The organism is Acinetobacter sp. YH16031, assembly GCF_013417335.1.
In the GTDB taxonomy this organism is placed as follows: Bacteria; Pseudomonadota; Gammaproteobacteria; order Pseudomonadales; family Moraxellaceae; genus Acinetobacter.
Genome location: NZ_VPED01000002.1, coordinates 62,595 through 80,015, shown reverse-complemented (window position 1 = coordinate 80,015; position 17,421 = coordinate 62,595). Strand labels below are relative to the sequence as shown.

General features: G+C 42.3%; 16 protein-coding genes and 1 tRNA gene. 8 read left to right on the top strand and 9 right to left on the bottom strand.

What is annotated here, in order from left to right:
* Positions 1 to 85: 85 nt before the first annotated feature.
* Both FTV31_RS01540 and FTV31_RS01535 read right to left on the bottom strand, forming a co-directional pair.
* A complete protein-coding gene (locus FTV31_RS01540; RefSeq protein ID WP_180012750.1) occupies positions 86 to 3,181 on the bottom strand; it encodes a multidrug efflux RND transporter permease subunit in 3,096 nt (1,031 codons plus the stop codon).
* 256 nt (positions 3,182 to 3,437) lie between these two features.
* Positions 3,438 to 5,039 (bottom strand): isocitrate lyase, encoded by a 1,602-nt coding sequence (locus FTV31_RS01535; RefSeq protein WP_159123482.1) that lies wholly within the window; start codon positions 5,037 to 5,039, stop codon positions 3,438 to 3,440.
* A gap of 680 nt (positions 5,040 to 5,719) precedes the next feature.
* Between FTV31_RS01535 and FTV31_RS01530 the strand changes: the two genes are divergently transcribed.
* The 3 genes from FTV31_RS01530 (at position 5,720) to FTV31_RS01520 (ending at position 8,497) form a co-directional block, all read left to right on the top strand.
* Positions 5,720 to 6,709: a LysR family transcriptional regulator gene (locus tag FTV31_RS01530; RefSeq protein ID WP_004784775.1), complete on the top strand. Its 990-nt coding sequence runs from the start codon at positions 5,720 to 5,722 to the stop codon at positions 6,707 to 6,709.
* Between the two features lie 131 nt (positions 6,710 to 6,840).
* Positions 6,841 to 8,163 (top strand): hemolysin family protein, encoded by a 1,323-nt coding sequence (locus tag FTV31_RS01525; RefSeq protein WP_180012749.1) that lies wholly within the window; start codon positions 6,841 to 6,843, stop codon positions 8,161 to 8,163.
* Positions 8,164 to 8,218: 55 nt separating this feature from the next.
* The gene (locus FTV31_RS01520; protein ID WP_159123481.1) at positions 8,219 to 8,497 is read left to right on the top strand and encodes a hypothetical protein; all 279 of its coding nucleotides are present in this window, start codon (positions 8,219 to 8,221) and stop codon (positions 8,495 to 8,497) included.
* Between the two features lie 38 nt (positions 8,498 to 8,535).
* Here FTV31_RS01520 and FTV31_RS01515 read toward each other — a convergent pair whose 3' ends face one another.
* Positions 8,536 to 9,042, bottom strand: coding sequence for a hypothetical protein (locus FTV31_RS01515; RefSeq protein ID WP_180010610.1), 507 nt, complete (start codon positions 9,040 to 9,042; stop codon positions 8,536 to 8,538).
* A gap of 168 nt (positions 9,043 to 9,210) precedes the next feature.
* Between FTV31_RS01515 and FTV31_RS01510 the strand changes: the two genes are divergently transcribed.
* The 3 genes from FTV31_RS01510 to FTV31_RS01500 all read left to right on the top strand — a co-directional run bounded on the left by FTV31_RS01510 (position 9,211) and on the right by FTV31_RS01500 (position 10,978).
* Positions 9,211 to 9,939, top strand: a complete 729-nt coding sequence (locus tag FTV31_RS01510; protein ID WP_159123479.1) for a hypothetical protein — start codon at positions 9,211 to 9,213, stop codon at positions 9,937 to 9,939.
* Between the two features lie 170 nt (positions 9,940 to 10,109).
* Positions 10,110 to 10,195: transfer RNA gene (locus FTV31_RS01505), tRNA-Leu, on the top strand.
* 93 nt (positions 10,196 to 10,288) lie between these two features.
* Positions 10,289 to 10,978, top strand: a complete 690-nt coding sequence (locus tag FTV31_RS01500; protein WP_005236809.1) for a hypothetical protein — start codon at positions 10,289 to 10,291, stop codon at positions 10,976 to 10,978.
* 28 nt (positions 10,979 to 11,006) lie between these two features.
* Here the strand turns inward: FTV31_RS01500 and FTV31_RS01495 are convergent, their stop codons facing one another.
* From FTV31_RS01495 to rlmE, 5 genes are all read right to left on the bottom strand, one after another.
* The gene (locus tag FTV31_RS01495) at positions 11,007 to 11,321 is read right to left on the bottom strand and encodes a DUF5713 family protein (RefSeq protein ID WP_125278212.1); all 315 of its coding nucleotides are present in this window, start codon (positions 11,319 to 11,321) and stop codon (positions 11,007 to 11,009) included.
* Between the two features lie 104 nt (positions 11,322 to 11,425).
* Positions 11,426 to 12,277 (bottom strand): dihydropteroate synthase, encoded by an 852-nt coding sequence (gene folP, locus FTV31_RS01490; protein ID WP_180012748.1) that lies wholly within the window; start codon positions 12,275 to 12,277, stop codon positions 11,426 to 11,428.
* Positions 12,278 to 12,355: 78 nt separating this feature from the next.
* Positions 12,356 to 12,970, bottom strand: coding sequence for a GNAT family N-acetyltransferase (locus FTV31_RS01485; RefSeq protein ID WP_159123477.1), 615 nt, complete (start codon positions 12,968 to 12,970; stop codon positions 12,356 to 12,358).
* A gap of 106 nt (positions 12,971 to 13,076) precedes the next feature.
* Complete coding sequence (gene ftsH / locus FTV31_RS01480; RefSeq protein ID WP_034170205.1) at positions 13,077 to 14,966, bottom strand: ATP-dependent zinc metalloprotease FtsH; 1,890 nt, start codon at positions 14,964 to 14,966, stop codon at positions 13,077 to 13,079.
* Between the two features lie 133 nt (positions 14,967 to 15,099).
* Positions 15,100 to 15,750, bottom strand: coding sequence for a 23S rRNA (uridine(2552)-2'-O)-methyltransferase RlmE (gene rlmE, locus FTV31_RS01475; RefSeq protein WP_004784794.1), 651 nt, complete (start codon positions 15,748 to 15,750; stop codon positions 15,100 to 15,102).
* 196 nt (positions 15,751 to 15,946) lie between these two features.
* Here rlmE and yhbY point away from each other — a divergent pair, with 196 nt between their 5' ends.
* On the top strand, positions 15,947 to 16,270 hold the full coding sequence (gene yhbY / locus FTV31_RS01470; RefSeq protein ID WP_004784797.1) for a ribosome assembly RNA-binding protein YhbY: 324 nt from the start codon (positions 15,947 to 15,949) through the stop codon (positions 16,268 to 16,270).
* An 11-nt stretch (positions 16,271 to 16,281) separates the two neighbouring features.
* Positions 16,282 to 16,821 carry a DOMON-like domain-containing protein gene (locus FTV31_RS01465; RefSeq protein ID WP_180012747.1) on the top strand — a complete coding sequence of 180 codons (540 nt, stop codon included), beginning with the start codon at positions 16,282 to 16,284 and terminating at the stop codon, positions 16,819 to 16,821.
* A gap of 276 nt (positions 16,822 to 17,097) precedes the next feature.
* Here the strand turns inward: FTV31_RS01465 and FTV31_RS01460 are convergent, their stop codons facing one another.
* Complete coding sequence (locus FTV31_RS01460) at positions 17,098 to 17,322, bottom strand: hypothetical protein (protein ID WP_180012746.1); 225 nt, start codon at positions 17,320 to 17,322, stop codon at positions 17,098 to 17,100.
* Positions 17,323 to 17,421 lie beyond the last annotated feature (99 nt).

Here is a 17,421-nt window from a genome sequence, read left to right as displayed (position 1 = left end):
TTTAAGCCAATCTTTACCTTTTTATTTCCGATAAAAAAATCCCCGTTATAACGGGGATTTTAGAATGCTATATTCTCAATTGATATTATGTATGTGATTTCTTCATCGTCATTTGGCGAATTAAAACGTACATAAATGGAATAAAAATTAGCACCAGTATCGTTCCAAAGATCACTCCACCAAAAACACTGATTCCAATCTCACGACGACTGGCTGCACCAGCACCAAAAGCAAAGACCAGTGGCAGAATGCCAGCACCAAAGGCCAGAGATGTCATCAGGATCGGACGCAAGCGTAGCGAAGCACCTTCAAGTGCAGCTTCAACTACCGATTTACCTTTTTCCTGAGCCAATGCCGCAAACTCTACGATTAAAATTGCATTCTTACAGGACAGACCAATCGTGGTCAGCAAAGCAATCTGGAAGTAAATATCATTCGGAAAATCTGCCAGAAAACTAAAAATGATATTCCCGCCTATCCCTAGAGGAATAGCGGACATGACCGCAGTCGGAATCGTCCAGCTTTCATATAAAGCGGCCAGGCACAGGAAAATGAAACCAATCGACACCAGATATAACCAGATTGCCTGATTACTGGATTGTTTTTCCTCAAAGGATAAACCGCTCCAGACCACGTCAATGCCATCCTGTTCTGCCACCAGATTTTCAACATCTTGCATCGCTTCACCAGAACTGGAACCTTTGACCATATCCGCTTCCATTTGCAGCGAGGTATAGCCCATAAAACGGTTGACCACCTCAGGACCACCACTCCAGTCCACCTGAGCGAAATTACTGAAAGGCACCATCTCGTTCAGGTCATTACGTACATGCCATTGCGCCAGATCTTCAGGTTTGGAACGGAATTCTGCATCGCCCTGCATAATCACCCGTTTAATCCGGCCACGATCAATAAAGTCATTAATATAATTACCCCCCCAGGCCGCTGAAAGCGTACTGTTGATTGCGGATGGACTCAGACCATTGGCCATCGCCTGTTTCTGGTCAATATTGACTTTCAGTTCGGCTTTTTCCGGATTGGAACGCTTATCCAGATTTTCAAAGCTACTATATTGAGCTGCTCCAGCCTGCATATTCTGGAACTGCTCTTCCAGATACTGACGGCCATTACCGTTAATATCACGAATCCAGAAATCCAGGCCGTCGGTTTGCCCTAAACCATTCACTGAAGCCGGCATGCTGATATTGACTTGAGCATCGCGGTTACTGCGAAAATGCTTCATAGCACGTTCACGAATCGCCTGCGCAGTATTTTCTTCTCCAACACGGTCATCCCAATGCTTCAAGGCAACAAAACCGGTCGCCAGGTTCTGACCGGTACCTGAGAAGTTACGGCCATAACGTAGCATGACCAAGTCGATATTGTCCTTTTCTTCTTCCAGAAAATACTGACGAATCTGCTCCCCGACCTGAATGGTGTTTTTCATTGGCGCGCCTTCCTGCAGCCGGATTTGCAGATTCAGAATACCCTGGTCTTCACTCGGCAAGAAACTGGTGGGTAAGGCGCGATAAAATAAAGCAAATACGCAGAGCAATCCGGCAAACAGCACCAGACTAATGGCCTTATGTTGTAGAGTGACATTGGAAACTTTCAGATAACGATGCTTCAAACCATCCAGTTTCTGGTTAAACCAACTCGCCCACTTGGCAGGTTTGGGATTCGGTTTCAGAATCAGCGCACAAAGTGCAGGTGTCAGAATCAGTGCGACCATCAGCGACAGAGACATCGCTGCCACGAGCGTAATCGAAAACTGACGATAGATCACTCCGGTTGAGCCACCAAAGAATGCCATGGGAATAAAGACCGCGGTTAACACCAGGGTAATCCCGATCAATGCTCCGCTAATTTCCTGCATGGATTCCAGTGCTGCTTCTTTGGCTGTAAGCTGCTGCTCATGCATCAGACGTTCAACATTCTCCACCACCACAATGGCATCATCGACCAGCAAGCCTATGGCCAGTACTAAGGCAAACAAAGTCAGCGTATTAATACTCAGTCCCAAAACATAAAGTACCGCCATGGTTCCGAGTAAAACTACAGGCACTGTTACAGTCGGAATTAAGGTGGCACGCCAGTTTTGCAGGAAGATAAACATCACAATGACGACCAGAATGACCGCCTCGAACAGTGTTTTAACGACTTCTTTAATCGATTCTTTAACAAACGGGGTATTATCACGCGGATAGGCAATTTTATAGCCTTCCGGCAACTGCTGGGAGAGTCGCTCGATTTCAGCCTTGATCAGACTCGACGTTGCAATTGCATTGGCACCGGAGGCCAGTGAAATGCCCAGACCAGCAGAAGGATAGCCATTGGTAGTGCTATATGACTGATAATTTTCTGCACCCAATTCAACCCGTGCAACATCTTTTAAGTAGATAAAGCTGCCATCCCGGGCAGACTTCACAATAATATTTTCAAATTCTTCGACTGTTTTTAAACGGCTGCCTGATGTGACTTTGGCATTCAGATACTGATCATCGACTGTCGGCAAATCACCAATTGCGCCGGCTGCCACCTGAGTATTCTGTGATTCAATCGCTTGCCGCACATCACTTGGCATCAGATTATACTGTTTTAATTTTGCTGGATTCAACCAGATGCGCATTGCGAACTGTGAACCAAAAACATCGACTTCACCAATGCCATCAATTCGGGAAATATCCTGTTCCAGATGCGTTGTCAAATAATCAGACAGTTCAATATTGCTGCTACGCCGTGACTCATCATACAAACCGATGACCATATGGGTATCGCCAAGAGATTTGAAGACATTCACGCCCTGTCGCTGGACATCATCTGGCAAACGATTGAGAACCCCGTTAATCGCATTTTGAACCTGTACTTGTGCTGTATCTGGATCGGTACCATTTTCAAAACTGATGCTGATCCGGCTTCGACCTGAGGAATCACTGCTGGAGCTGAAATACAGCAAGCGGTCGATACCTTTAATTTGCTGTTCCAGCACCTGGGTCACGCTCTCTTCTACCGTTTCTGCCGATGCCCCGGTATAGGTTGTTGCCACGGTAATGCGAGGCGGTGCAATATCCGGATAACGTTCGACAGGTAAATTCATCACCGCAAAAAGTCCAATGGCCATGACCACAATGGCCAGTACACCTGCAAAAATAGGACGATGAATGAAAAACTTAGACAGCATAAGTCTGAATCACTTTGAATTTAATGAATTATGGAAAGCGTTGCATTATTGAGTCAGCTTAAGGATATTCAGGCAGTGGCCTAGAGAATGCAAGGCTTGATCACAGAAAAATATGTATAAAATTGAATCATGAAGAAAATATGAAGATTTTGCCTTTCATCTAGCTATTTCAACAATTTATAAGGTTATTATTTTTATTTTAGGCATAAAAAAACCCTGCTTGCGCAGGGTTTTTTTAGAATCGATTCAGAGCTGATTAAGCAGAGAATTGGTTCATTGTGTTTTTCGCATCGTCACCCGCTTTAAGCGCGTTGTCACCAGCGAAGATTTCTTTGTGGTCGTCACCGATGTCAGAACCAGCCATTGCTTGGTGTTTCACACAAGCGATACCACCGCGGATTTCTTTACGTTGTACGCCAGCAACATACGCCAACATACCTTCAGAACCAAAGTAACCTTGAGCAAGCTCGTGAGTAGAAAGAGCAGCTGTGTGGTAAGTAGGCAGAGTGATCAAGTGGTGGAACACACCTGCTTCACGAGAAGCGTCTGCTTGGAATGTACGAACTTTTTCGTCAGCTTCAGCAGCCAATTCAGAATCGTCGTACTCAGCGCTCATCAGTTTAGCGCGGTCGTATGCAGATACGTCTTTACCTTCAGCAACCCAACGGTCGTACGCTTGTTGACGGAAGTTCAGTGTCCAGTTGAATGATGGAGAGTTGTTGTAAACAAGTTTCGCATTTGGCACAACTTCACGTACACGGTTAACCATGTGGGCGATTTCAGCTACGTTTGGAGTCGCAGTTTCGATCCAAAGAAGGTCAGCACCGTTTTGTAAGCTAGTGATACAGTCAAGTACAACGCGGTCGATCTGAGTGCCTTCACGGAACTGGTACAAGCCAGAAGCAAGACGTTTAGGACGGTGAAGTTTGCCATCACGTTTGATCAGGATTTCGTCTTCTTGTGCTTCAGAGATGTCAATTTCTTGAGTGTCTAAGTAGCTGATGTATTGAGAAGCGATGTCGCCTGGCTCTTTAACCACTGGGATTTTTTGAGTCAAGTCAGCGCCTTCAGAGTCAGTACGTGCAACGATGATACCATCGTCAAGACCCATTTCAAGGAATGCATAGCGAAGAGCGTGGATTTTCGCGATGAAGTCTTCGTGTGGAACTGTAACTTTACCAGCTTGGTGACCACATTGTTTCGCGTCAGAAACCTGGTTTTCGATTTGAAGTGCACAAGCACCCGCTTCGATCATTTTCTTAGCTAGTAAGTAAGTCGCTTCTTCGTTACCGAAACCAGCGTCGATGTCCGCAATGATTGGCACAACGTGAGTTTGGAAGTTGTCGATTTGTGAAGTGATTTCAGCAGCTTTAGCTGTATCACCAGCGTCTTGAGCTTTTTTAAGTGCGCGGAACAGGTCGTTCAGTTCTTTCGCATCAGCTTGACGTAAGAATGTGTAGATTTCTTCGATCAATGCAGGAACAGAAGTTTTTTCGTGCATAGATTGGTCAGGAAGAGGACCGAATTCTGAACGAAGTGCAGCAACCATCCAGCCAGAAAGGTAGATATAGCGACGTTCAGTTGTACCGAAGTATTTTTTGTTCGCAATCATTTTTTGCTGAGCGATGAAACCGTGCCAGCAGCCTAGTGATTGAGTGTATTTGCTAGAGTCTGCATCATAAGCAGCCATATCACGACGCATAATCGCCGCTGTATATTTAGCAATGTCTAAACCAGTTTTGAAACGGTTTTGAAGTTGCATACGCGCAGCATCTTCAGGACTGATGTCTGCCCAAGTGTTACCGAATTTCGCTTTTAATTCGCGGATTGCATCAATCGCTGTTTGGTATGTAGTCATGATATATTCCTGTATTAATATTAGGATTTTTCTGCAACGAACCGCTCAAATCACACCCTCAATGACTTGTTCAGATTTTCGACGATCCGTTGGGATAGCTAAAGATTAGTGGGCTTCGAAAAATTAATCCAATATTCTGCAAGAATTATCATTATTTATTTAAAAAATATGTAGATGAAAGTCTAATTATATATTGATCAATTTTTCATAAATCATTGTATTTAAAATTTTATTTATATATTTTTCAAATTGGATTTTGCCTAAAACATCAGCAACAAGAACAAAAAAAAATCATTAGACTTAAGTCTTGCAAGACTTTAGCAGCGCCTAATTTCACCAACTTTTGTTTATTTTATGAGCCTTAAAACTTGGAATACTTATTTCAAAGGAATTATTTTTCATTTATTTGTTGAAATATTTTTAATCAAATCTGGCACATTATTTGCTAATTCCCTCTGTTTTTCAGAAATACCTTTCTTTCGTTTTGAAGGCAGCCAGATTTGCTTTCTGCTCTTAAAAATAGAGGAGGATTCAGGCTGGCAAAATCTACGGTGAAAGAGACTTTAAAAAGGTATTTCAGTACAATCAGCTGGGCTTTTTTTCATCAGTTGCGTACACAAGCTATAGTAGTTATGGCATAATCCATATAATTTCATAATTTTATTTTCGGTATTTTTTTTATGAATCTGGAGCGGGTCGATCTTAATCTCCTCATTTATCTTGACGTACTTTTACGTGAAAAAAATGTCACGCGTGCAGCAGAACAACTTGGGGTAACCCAACCTGCGATGAGTAACATTTTACGTCGCTTACGAAATTTATTTAATGATCCCCTCCTGATTCGCTCTTCTGAAGGTATGACTCCAACAGAACGTGCACTAGAACTCCAACCTCGTATCCGCGACGCCTTAGCGGATCTTTCCATGATTCTGGAACCGCGTACTGAATTCCGTCCTTATACTTCAAACCGTGTCTTCCGCATCATGACTTCAGATTATGCTGAAGCCACGCTGGTACCACGCCTGGTGAAAGCATTGCGTTCAGAAGCACCGAATGTGGTGCTCGACTTCTTAACGCCAAGTGATGTGTCCTATCGTGACATGGAACAAGGTAAAGTTGATCTGGCGATTAACCGTTTTAATGAAATTCCGCAAAGCTTCCATCAGGTACTGGTTTGGCGTGATAGTTTTTCTTGCCTTTTAAATAACAAGCATCCGGCTGCGGGTAACCTGAATCTGAAAAGCTATCTCGATGCACAGCATATCTGGGTATCAAAAACCGGTATGGGCGTTGGCTTTGGGGTGAATCCTGAGAAACAGGCAGGTCTCGGCTGGATTGATCAGGCGCTTGAGCGTATTGGCCAAAAACGTAAGATTTCGGTATTTACCCGTCATTATCAGATGCCCGGCCTTTTGGCTGCCAATGTCGATCTTGTAGCAACACTACCGACCCGTATTGCACGTCTGCAAGCCAAAAACCAGAACTTACTCATTAAAGACCCACCATTTTATATTCCTGAGTTTGAATTAAAGATGGCGTGGTGTCCTTTATTGCATCATCACCCCGCCCATCGCTGGTTACGTCAGCTGATTCTGTATGTAGCGCGTCAGATGATCGAAGAAGAAAATCGTGAATTTTTAATGAATAATTCGCAATTTTCACATTATTAAATTGAATATTAGCTAAATTGCTCATTTTTAAGCTTATACTCTAGAGACTTGAGTTGCTTTATTTGTACCTCAAGTCTTTTTTTGTGTTAAAAATATTTTTAGCTAGATCATATTAATCCACAGGTGGATTCGTGAGCCTCTTTCAAAATATCGTGATTATCTTATTACTCATCGCGGGGGCCGGTTTTTTATCATTAACAGAAATCGCGCTTGCAGGTGCTCGTAAGGTCAAATTGAAAATTTTGGCTGAATCGGGAGATATTCGCGCTCAAAAAGTTTTAGATTTACAAGAAAACTCTGCTGACTTTTTTGCAGCTTCCCAAATCGGCTTAAACGCCGTTGCCATTTTAGGCGGTATTTTAGGTGAAGGTGCCTTCCGCCCTTATATCATCAATTTACTTTCCAGATTTTATCAAGGTCCCTGGACTGAAACGATTGCGTTCAGCCTGTCCTTCACTGTAGTCACATCATTATTTATTCTGTTTGCGGACTTGATGCCGAAACGTCTGGCGATGATTGCCCCAGAAAAAATTTCTGTCTCGGTGATTAATCCAATTCAGGTGTTTATTAAAATCTGTAAACCATTGGCTTGGTTCATCAATGCCATTGCGAACCTGTTGTTCCGCTTATTTAAAGTGAATACCATCCGAGATGACAATATTACCTTCGCGGATATTTCTGCGGTAATGGATGCAGGTGCTCAGGCAGGTGTGTTACAGAAACAGGAACATCACTTTATTGAGAATGTGTTTGAGCTTGAAGAACGTAATGTTCCTTCCAGTATGACGACTCGCGAAAATGTGGTGTTCTTTACCTTGAAAGAATCAGAAGCCAGTATTCGTCAAAAACTGGCTGAATTTCCTTATTCCAAGTTTTTGGTTTGTAATGAAAATATCGACGATGTGATTGGATATGTCGACTCCAAAGATATTCTGGTTCGTATTCTGAATAATCAGTCTTTACTTCAGTTAAATGAAAATACCATCCGTACGGTTCTAACCATTCCAGATACACTGACTCTATCTGAATTACTGGATCGCTTCCGTTCAACCAAGGAAAAGTTCGCCGTCGTTATTAATGAATATGCCTTGGTCGTAGGTGTGATTACCCTTTCCGACATTATGATTACCGTGATGGGCGACTGGGTTACTCCCCTGGAAGAAGACCAGCAGATCATTAAGCGTGACAGCAATTCATGGTTGATTGATGGCAGTACGCCCATTGAAGACATCAAACATGCGCTGGAAATTGATGAAATGCCAGATGAAGAGAATTATGAAACTCTGGCTGGTTTTATGATGTTCAAGCTGCGCAAGATTCCACGTCCTGCAGATATTGTGCTACATGCGGGTTATAAGTTTGAAGTTGTCGATGTTGATCATTTCAAGATTGACCAGTTACTGGTTACACGTATGCTAGAAGTGAAAAAGCCACCGACAGAAGAATCAGAATAATCTGGTTCTTCTTCAATTTTTTTAAAACTCGAAAAACAATAATAATGAGACTTTTATGAATATTGCTGCGCTACTCGCCTGTCTGAGTTTTTATTCGGCCTTATATTTATTCTATTTCTTCTTTATGCAAGATCAACAGCCTATATTTCTGATCCTAGCAATTGTGCTCATTTTACTTTCAATCTGGCTGACTCCCTATCCTTATGAACGGCGTCGGCAAGGATTTGATTCGACTTTAAGAATAGGCGAATATTTTTATTATCCACTCATCACCTGGTGGCGGCTGTTTATCTTTCCTGTGCGTTGGCTGCTTTCCCTATTTTATTCTCATTAAAAAAGCACCCGAAGGTGCTTCTTTACATTCAATTCAATTTAGATTTTTGATAAAAGTGCTTCAAGGACTGCCTGATAATGGATCTGGATATCTTCCTGCAAAATTTTGTAGGTATTATCAAATTGCACCATTGGCCAGCCTTCTTTCCAGAATGGGAAAATATTATGTAAGTCATGAGTGACGACCGCATCTTCACGTAGAATCGCCTGTGCAATCTGCGCTAGTACAAAGGCAGTTTCCGCGCCATCAATTGCCAGGTAATCAATACCACGTGCTTTTAAAATACGGATACGGTCTTTCTTATAGCGGATTTTTTTGATTTGTGCTTCATTCAGATTCAGGGCCAGAGAAACTGCTTCAACAAATTTTTCTTCAAATGACTGATTCAATACGACCAGCGCCTGTTTATGCGCTTCCTGACGACCCGCTTTACCACCCTGACGAATAACTTCTTTTGCTTCCGTATCTAGCTCATCATTCTTCATGGTTTGAAGGATGTCTAAAATTTCGATGTCGCTTAGCGTCGCAGGAGATTGATCAGTCATAAACTGTCCCTAAAAAATAAATATGCAATGGACTATTTTCGCATAAATCCTCACTAAAAAATTAAAATCTTTAGCTTCAACTCTAATAATTGCAAAATCCGGATCATCTCTATCATTCTGGCGTAAATTGGCTATAGTAGGCGGCAAGTTTCTTATTTACTTTTTATCATGCAAACCAAACAGATTGATCTTTTATTACAGCAACTTAAACTGCTTTATCCCGCTGCCTTCAAAAGAAATTATCTGTTTTATGGTCAGATCAAGACCAAGGGTATTTTAAGTGATCTCAAGGAACTGATTCCCTGGGTGCTGGCTGCCATGATCTTTGTACCGATTAGCCTGGTTCTCAAAGATGTTTATTCCTCTAAGCTATCAACTGCCCCAGACTTTCAGGCGCAAGCTTATGCAATTCTGACTATTCTGTTATTTCTGATGCTGGTGGTTCCACTAGTGATCAAGCAGATCCGGCACTCTTCTCATTCCCTCTATCAGTTTTTAAGACATACACCGATTAAACTCACTGTAGTCATTGTGCTGGAAGCGCTGAATCTGGTTTTTCTACAAAGCAGTATGACCATGTGGATTCTATTCTTTTTCGGGATCAGTTTTGGTTTTGTACGGTTCTATAAAGAAAATATGTTCCGCCCTGCTACCAATAGCACTGAACAATATCAACTGCAGCAGTTACGTCGCATCTGTTTCTGGGCTTATCAACAAACCTGGAAACTACGTCTGAAATTATTTTTTCATTCCAAGCCGACCTCCCCAAATGAAGAATTGAAAAATCAGCTTCAGCACTATGCGGATTTACATACCCGCTTGTTTAAACTGGAACATGAGCAGTGCAAGAAGATTAAATACATCGATATCGATACTTATCTGGACGAGCACCTGTAAATGTTTTATGAATCACGGCCTGAAATAGAAAATTACATGACTTCTCACGCTTATCATCTAGCACTATGGATTTAATTTTTTAATTTAAACTACTGAATTGCTTGAAAATAAAGCAAACGTATTGAAATTTACTTGCCAAGCTTTATTTCGTCCTCTATTATTGCGCACATGCCCGAGTGGTGAAATCGGTAGACACAGGGGATTTAAAATCCCCCGCCCACAAAGCGTGCCAGTTCGAGTCTGGCCTCGGGCACCATTTTAATTCTGATTAGAATGGTGCAATGAAAATCTCCAGCATTCAGCTGGTTTTTTTTATGCGTGATTATCACCAATAGAATGTGCCCTTCTCATGTCTGCATCCCGTTCTTTTGATCTAGCCAGATTGCAATTACGCCATCCTGATGCATTCTTTTGCAGCCTCAGCTATGGCCGTTATAAATATTTGAACCAGACCACTGATCTCTATCTGTATTTACGTATTGGTATTCTGATCATGATCACAGGATTTTGTTGCCTGTGCTTTTCGCTGCCGTTTTACCCTGACTTTGTGACTTCAAAATATCAGGCGCTTAGTGCAGGTACTATTGTAATGATCGGCATGCTCTATCCTTATATCTGGCGCGCCCAGTTTCAGGCGAAATACAGTTCTGTTCGCTATGCCAAGCGTTTGCAACTCTGCCTGTATATGCAAACCCTGATTGCGATTCTGTCATTTATAAATTATCAGTATTTTCACTCAGCATTTATTACCTTGCCTTGTTTGGCCCTGCTTGCTTTCAGTAGCCTCGTACCGGTTTTAGTTGAGCCCTGCTTTAGAGTTTCGACTCGCAGCACCCTATTGGTACGTTTGCAGAAAATCCGTCAGCTGGCTTACTGGTCTTATCAGCAATCGCAAAGCAAAGAGCCGGAACCGGTGCCTTATCAAAAAGATTTAAAACAGTATTATCTGGATTTGCATCATAGCTGCATGCTGGAAGAGCAGAAATTACTGGATGAAATTCATTATAAAAATTTAAAAGACGTATTTTCAGATTATTAAAAAAAAGCCCTGTTTAACAGGGCTTTTTTTACCATTCGCGATTAACGACCAGTTCTTCCATTTCAATATCAAACAGACCCTGCTCTTGCACGACCATCATCATGGCCTCGGCAATATAGTCTGCGGCAGTATCATCCAGAGAAGAGTCCAGATCTTCAAACTGTGGCTTCATGGCATTAATATCTGCCACAGTCTCATGCGCTAGCTGGTACACGTCCTGATCTGATAAACCGGATTTAGATACTTTGGAAGCAAAGCGTTCGATGTGTTGCTTGATTTCTGCAACCAGAATATCGGGATAATATTCATCATCGAACATAGGGAGAAGTAAATCTGCAAACATTACAGGCACTCTAAAAGATGACAATCTAACTTAAGCGTGCCTTATAGCACATTGCTGTTTAAAAGCCAAACAGCTTGTGTCCTTAGATGTCTTTCAGCCCAGATTTAGGCATTTTGCATAGCTTTCCAGATTTTTATGGCCTCTGCTGTTGCCTTGACATCATGCGCACGAACCATACAGGCACCTTGCTGAATGCTCAGCAAATGCGCCGCAGCCGAACCTACTGCACGTGCTTGTGGTTCTGCACCATTCAGAGCAGCACCAATAAAACGTTTGCGGGATAAAGCAGACAAAATCGGATAGCCCATTTCTGTCAATTTATAAAACTCTTGCAACAGCTTTAAATTTTGCTGGGCATTTTTTGCAAATCCAAAACCAGGATCAATCATGATATGTTCAGCTTTAACACCCACATCTAGAGCATCTTGAACCCGTTGTGACAGTTCCCGAATCACATCCTGAGTCACATCATCATACTGATCCAGATTATTCATCGTAGTCGGCTCACCACGCATATGCATGATGATCACCGGAATATTCAGTTCTGCTGCCGTCTCTAACGCTTGTGGACGAGTGAGCGCGCGTACATCATTCCAGATATGTGCACCCGCTTTCACGGCTGCTTTAATCACTTCTGGCTGTGAAGTATCAATCGAGATGATCACATCATGCTTGGCCAGTTCTTCAACTACAGGCACAACACGACGGATTTCTTCTTCAACTTCCACGACTGATGCACCTGGACGTGTAGATTCACCACCCACATCAATTACGGTGGCACCATCAGCAATCATTTCCAGGGCTTTTACTACTGCCTGATCTTTCTGATTGTGCAGCCCCCCATCGCTAAAGGAATCCGGAGTCACATTTAAAATTCCCATCACATGCGGCTGAGACAAATCCAGTTTCAAATGACCGAAAGTCCAGATCTGTGGTCGTAGTGGCTTCAGCTGCATGGTTCAATCCTAGTTCACAATAACCCCGGTATTGTCTTATGGAAAGATCAATAAAGCAAAGCTCAATCTATTCAATAGCTAGATTTCAAAATAGTTCTTATTGGAATATTGCATCAGCTTGGATTGCAGTAACGCTTTTACATCAACCCATTCGCTTTTTAAAATACTATAGATATAACTATCTCTGAGTGTCACGCCATCTTTACGCAGCATATGACATCTAATGATGCCATCCTGTTTGGCACCCAGAGCTTCAATAGCTTTTTGACTTTTAAGATTCAGATGATCAGTCCGAAAGCCTACCACTTGAGCATTCAGCTCTTCAAATGCATGCTGCAGCAAAAGATATTTACAGACCCGGTTTACATAGGTTCGTTGATAAGGTTTGGCATACCAGGTAAAGCCAATTTCAACACGTGGAATTTCCGGCTTGATATCATGAAAGCTGGTGGTGCCGATTGCTCGGTCTGAAGTTAAATCAATCACGGCAAAAGCCATTCTTTCACCTTTGGACTGCTGTTCAAAAGCTTGGGTAAAGTAGTGTTTAAGTTTATGTAGGTAAGGTACCGAATTATATAACACTTCCCCCAAGTCCCCTTCGGCACATGCATTTTCTAAGTCTGCAAAATGTTCCCAGCTCAGTGGCTCCAAACGTAGCTGATAAATACTGGATTCCAGAACAAGTAAATTCATTCTTATTTTTACTCATTGATTTTTATGAGTTGACTATAGCATTCAACTAGATATGACAAAACAATAGCCATAAAAAAACCACCCGAAGGTGGTTTTAATTGTTAACTTAGTTCGCTGGTAATGGCGGAGGAGTCATTGGACCATCAGTCGGTGTTACATCAATCACTGGATTGTCTGAAACATAAACTTTAGGTGGTTTTGGCTCACGACCTTCCATAATGTCACGAATCTGTTCACGATCAATTGTTTCCCACTCAAGCAGCGCTTTCACCATGGCATGGGCAATATCTTTGTTATTTTCAAGGATATCGCGTGCAACCTTGTATTGCTCATCAATGATGCGACGAACTTCCGCATCCACCTGTTGTTGGGTGGCCTCAGAAATCGTACGGGTACCAATGCTACCCATAAAAGACTGTTGAGAGTCATCTTCATAGACCATGACACCTAACTTGTCCGACATACCATATTTGGTCACCATCGCACGTGCCATTTTAGTTGCACGTTCGAAGTCATTCGAAGCACCAGTCGACATCTGGTTAATGAACACTTCTTCTGCGATACGACCACCAAACAGGATTGAGAGTTCATTTAACATCTTGTCTTTATAATGGCTAGTTTGGTCAAACTCAGGCAACTGCCAGGTTACACCTAATGCCCAGCCACGCGGCATGATGGTCACTTTATGCACAGGGTCTGTACCTGGAAGCATTTCTGCCACAATCGCATGACCTGCTTCATGGTAAGCCGTAGCACGACGTTCTTCTTCACGAAGTACCATCGATTTACGTTCAGGACCCATGTACAGTTTGTCTTTCGCATCTTCAAAGTCATGCATATCGACTGTGTTCTTGTTACGGCGTGCCGCAAATAATGCCGCTTCGTTTACAAGATTGGCCAACTGTGCACCTGAGAAGCCTGGCGTACCACGAGCAAGCACTTTGACATCTACACCAGTAGTAGAAGGAAGTTTCTTCAAGTGTACATTCAGGATTTGCTCACGACCTTTAATATCTGGTAGACCTACCATTACCTGACGGTCGAAACGACCTGGACGAAGTAAGGCTTTATCCAGTACATCAGCACGGTTAGTTGCAGCGATGACAATAATGCCTTCATTGCCTTCGAAACCATCCATTTCTACCAGCATCTGGTTCAGAGTCTGTTCACGTTCATCATGACCACCACCTGTACCTGAACCACGATGACGACCGACTGCATCAATCTCATCAATGAAGATGATACATGGCGCATGACGTTTTGCCTGTTCGAACATGTCACGTACACGTGATGCACCGACACCGACAAACATTTCAACGAAGTCAGAACCTGAGATACTAAAGAATGGAACTTTTGCTTCACCCGCAATGGCTTTAGCCAGCAAGGTTTTACCTGTACCTGGAGGACCCACCATCAGGACGCCCTTAGGAATAGTCGCACCCAGACGTTTGAATTTTGCAGGATCTTTCAGGAAGTCAACGATTTCAACTACTTCCTGTTTTGCTTCATCACAACCCGCCACATCAGTAAATGTTACTTTGATCTGGTCTTCAGATAGCATTTTCGCTTTAGATTTACCAAAGCTCATTGGGCCATTCTTGCCGCCTGCACCGCCACCCATGTTGCGCATAAAGAACATGAATAACAAAATGATTAGAAGCACAGGGAAACTTGCAATCAGCAATTGCATGAGCAAGCCTTGACGTTGAGGCGCTTCACCTTCAACGACCACATTATTTTTAATCAGGCTTGGCATCAGTTCTGGGTCTTGAACTGCCGGGCGAATGCTTTCAAACTCTGAACCGTTTGATTTTTCACCGCGAATTCTTTCGCCATCAATTGTAACTTGTTTAATTTGGCCAGCATTGACCGCGGCAACAAACTCCGAATAGTTCATTGTAGTCGGTTGATTGCGGTCACTGACGTTGCTGAAGATTAACACCAGCACACCCAGTATCACGAGCCACAATACGGCATTCTTAAAAAGATCGCTCAAAGCTTTATTTCCCATTCCAATCTAATTTGATCATGCCCTCGAAGGGTGACCTTAATCAATAAGCTGCAAATCAATTTGCAATAATGTAAAAACCTACAAAATGCACAATTTTTAACGTGTTGGCAAGTAAACTTTATTTCAAAGCCTTCTTGCGTCCCTGTCCGACCAAAAACACTTCTTTCGAACGGGCACGTGATGCAGCAGGTTTAATCGTCTTCAATACATCAAAACTGTTGACGACTTCTTTACGAAATTCATCAAAACCTGAACCCTGGAATACTTTCACTACAAACTGTCCTTTCGGGCCGAGTACCTTGTTGGCAAAATCCAGAGCAAGTTCACATAAATAAATCTGACGTGGTTGATCTACAGCTCTATTACCTGATGTATTGGGGGCCATATCTGAAATTACAACGTCTACTGTGCGTCCGTTTAAAATATTTAACAATTTATCGAATACTTCTTGTTCACGGAAATCGCCCTGCAAGAAAGTCACATCAGGTAGCGCATCCATTTCCAAGATGTCTGATGCAATCACCAGACCTTTATCACCGACCAGTTTTCCGGCAATCTGGGACCAGCTTCCTGGGGCAGCACCCAAGTCCACTACAGTCATGCCGGGTTTGATAATGCCGTATTTTTCCTGAATTTCTAGCAACTTGTACGCAGCACGGGCACGATAACCTTCTTTTTGTGCTTTTTTCACATAAAAGTCATCAAGATGCTCTCTCATCCACGCACGACTACTTTTAGATAACTTTTGGTTGGTAATGCGTGTTGCCATAACTCTCTAAATAAAAAAAACTTCTAATGATTCATTGTACGGGAAAAACACATTTTTTGCAGTATACATGTGTATCTAAATCTGAGTATTCCGGTGTAATTTGCGATTATTTACAAGTGATTATTTCCTGAGAATTTACAGCGTTTATTTTTCGCTTTTGCTATACTAAGCCGTTTTAAAAATCAGGTTATCTCTCATGGCGTCTTTATCTATTCAGGAACGTAAGCGTTTACGTCAAATTGGACATGCATTAAACCCAGTTGTAATGCTTGGTGACAAAGGCTTAACTGAATCTGTAGTTGAAGAGCTAAATCGTGCCCTTAATGATCACGAACTCATTAAAGTAAAAGTGGTGGCTGAAGACCGTGAAGCACGTGCAGCACTCATTGCTGAACTTTCAGAAACTACAGGTGCTGAAGTGGTACAAACTATTGGTAAAATTGCGCTGCTTTACAAGAAAGCTCCAAAGCAAAACCAGAAGTTATCCAATCTTGTCCGTTTTGCCCATCTTTCTAACTAAGTACAGGATTTATGGCCAGTTACGAACTCAGCGCATTTGATCGCCGTTTTCAGGCAATCTCATTGGTCGGTGCCATCGAACAGCAAAATCCATGCAGCTTGAATGTCGGATTTTGGTTGCGTGATCCCAACCAGTACGTGCTGTGGCCAGAAATGGTTACTGCACATCCCCGTCGTGATTTTTTGTGGGAACAGACCTGCTTTGAAATCTTTATCGGGGTTCACGGTGAAGATTATTATCGCGAAATCAATCTTTCCCCTTCTCAGGCCTGGCAAGCCTATCAGTTTGAGGAATATCGCTATCCGGAAGATATGCCGCCACCTGCTGCATACGATATCGAACTGAATCAGCTTAAACGTACCCATTATGGTCTGAATGTCAGTCTGGATCTGACCGAGTTTATGGTTGAACATAAACTTAAATGGGCAGACCTGTTTATTGGTCTGACAGCAGTATTAAAAACCTCACAAGGTGATCAATACTTTGCGATGCAGCACAGCAGCCCAGAAGCAGACTTCCACAATAAACGGGATTGGCTGCATGTCTTTTAATGCAGATTAAAAGCATTTGCTGGATAACAAAGATATTAAAAAACGTGAGCATTAAAGTCTCACGTTTTTTTATGGGCTTTTCCGGCTCATCCGCTCAAAGTTCGCTGTTATAGCTTGAAGAAAATATTTTTCTGTATTTTCTCTACGTAGATTCAGGTCAATATTAAATTGAAATAATTAGCCTGCTCTCAACACTTAGGGCTGGCTATTTTGATAATGATTTAAACGTTATTTAAGCTGATAGACTAAGAGTTCATTTTAATTGTTTTCGACATTTTAGTGATGTAAGCGGTAATTGTCCTGCACTGATTTTACCGCGGCATAAAAAATTACAGTTAACGTGAAGATGATCAGAATAATCGTTCCAAAAGTTAGTCCAAAGAATCCCAGACATAACATCATCACACCGAGATAAAGTGCACGCATCAACCAACTTTCCAGATTAAGCATCATAATCAGCGTCAGTAAACAAAGTACACCTATAAAATAATGCTGCTGCATCGTGACCCCCTTTCATTATTATTGTGAGTCCGTTTTGCTTCAAAAAGACAAAGGAGAACATATCTAGTTCTCCTTTCATGCGATTTAAGTCAGCGTCTT

Coding starts and splice junctions, on each gene's coding strand:
- FTV31_RS01485 (WP_159123477.1), bottom strand. CDS start 12,970: ATGAATTTACTTGTTCTGGAATCCAGTATTTATCAGCTACGTTTGGAG.
- rlmE (WP_004784794.1), bottom strand. CDS start 15,750: ATGGCAACACGCATTACCAACCAAAAGTTATCTAAAAGTAGTCGTGCG.
- FTV31_RS01510 (WP_159123479.1), top strand. CDS start 9,211: ATGCAAACCAAACAGATTGATCTTTTATTACAGCAACTTAAACTGCTT.
- folP (WP_180012748.1), bottom strand. CDS start 12,277: ATGCAGCTGAAGCCACTACGACCACAGATCTGGACTTTCGGTCATTTG.
- FTV31_RS01495 (WP_125278212.1), bottom strand. CDS start 11,321: ATGTTTGCAGATTTACTTCTCCCTATGTTCGATGATGAATATTATCCC.
- FTV31_RS01515 (WP_180010610.1), bottom strand. CDS start 9,042: ATGACTGATCAATCTCCTGCGACGCTAAGCGACATCGAAATTTTAGAC.
- FTV31_RS01535 (WP_159123482.1), bottom strand. CDS start 5,039: ATGACTACATACCAAACAGCGATTGATGCAATCCGCGAATTAAAAGCG.
- FTV31_RS01530 (WP_004784775.1), top strand. CDS start 5,720: ATGAATCTGGAGCGGGTCGATCTTAATCTCCTCATTTATCTTGACGTA.
- yhbY (WP_004784797.1), top strand. CDS start 15,947: ATGGCGTCTTTATCTATTCAGGAACGTAAGCGTTTACGTCAAATTGGA.
- FTV31_RS01500 (WP_005236809.1), top strand. CDS start 10,289: ATGTCTGCATCCCGTTCTTTTGATCTAGCCAGATTGCAATTACGCCAT.
- FTV31_RS01540 (WP_180012750.1), bottom strand. CDS start 3,181: ATGCTGTCTAAGTTTTTCATTCATCGTCCTATTTTTGCAGGTGTACTG.
- FTV31_RS01520 (WP_159123481.1), top strand. CDS start 8,219: ATGAATATTGCTGCGCTACTCGCCTGTCTGAGTTTTTATTCGGCCTTA.
- FTV31_RS01460 (WP_180012746.1), bottom strand. CDS start 17,322: ATGCAGCAGCATTATTTTATAGGTGTACTTTGTTTACTGACGCTGATT.
- FTV31_RS01465 (WP_180012747.1), top strand. CDS start 16,282: ATGGCCAGTTACGAACTCAGCGCATTTGATCGCCGTTTTCAGGCAATC.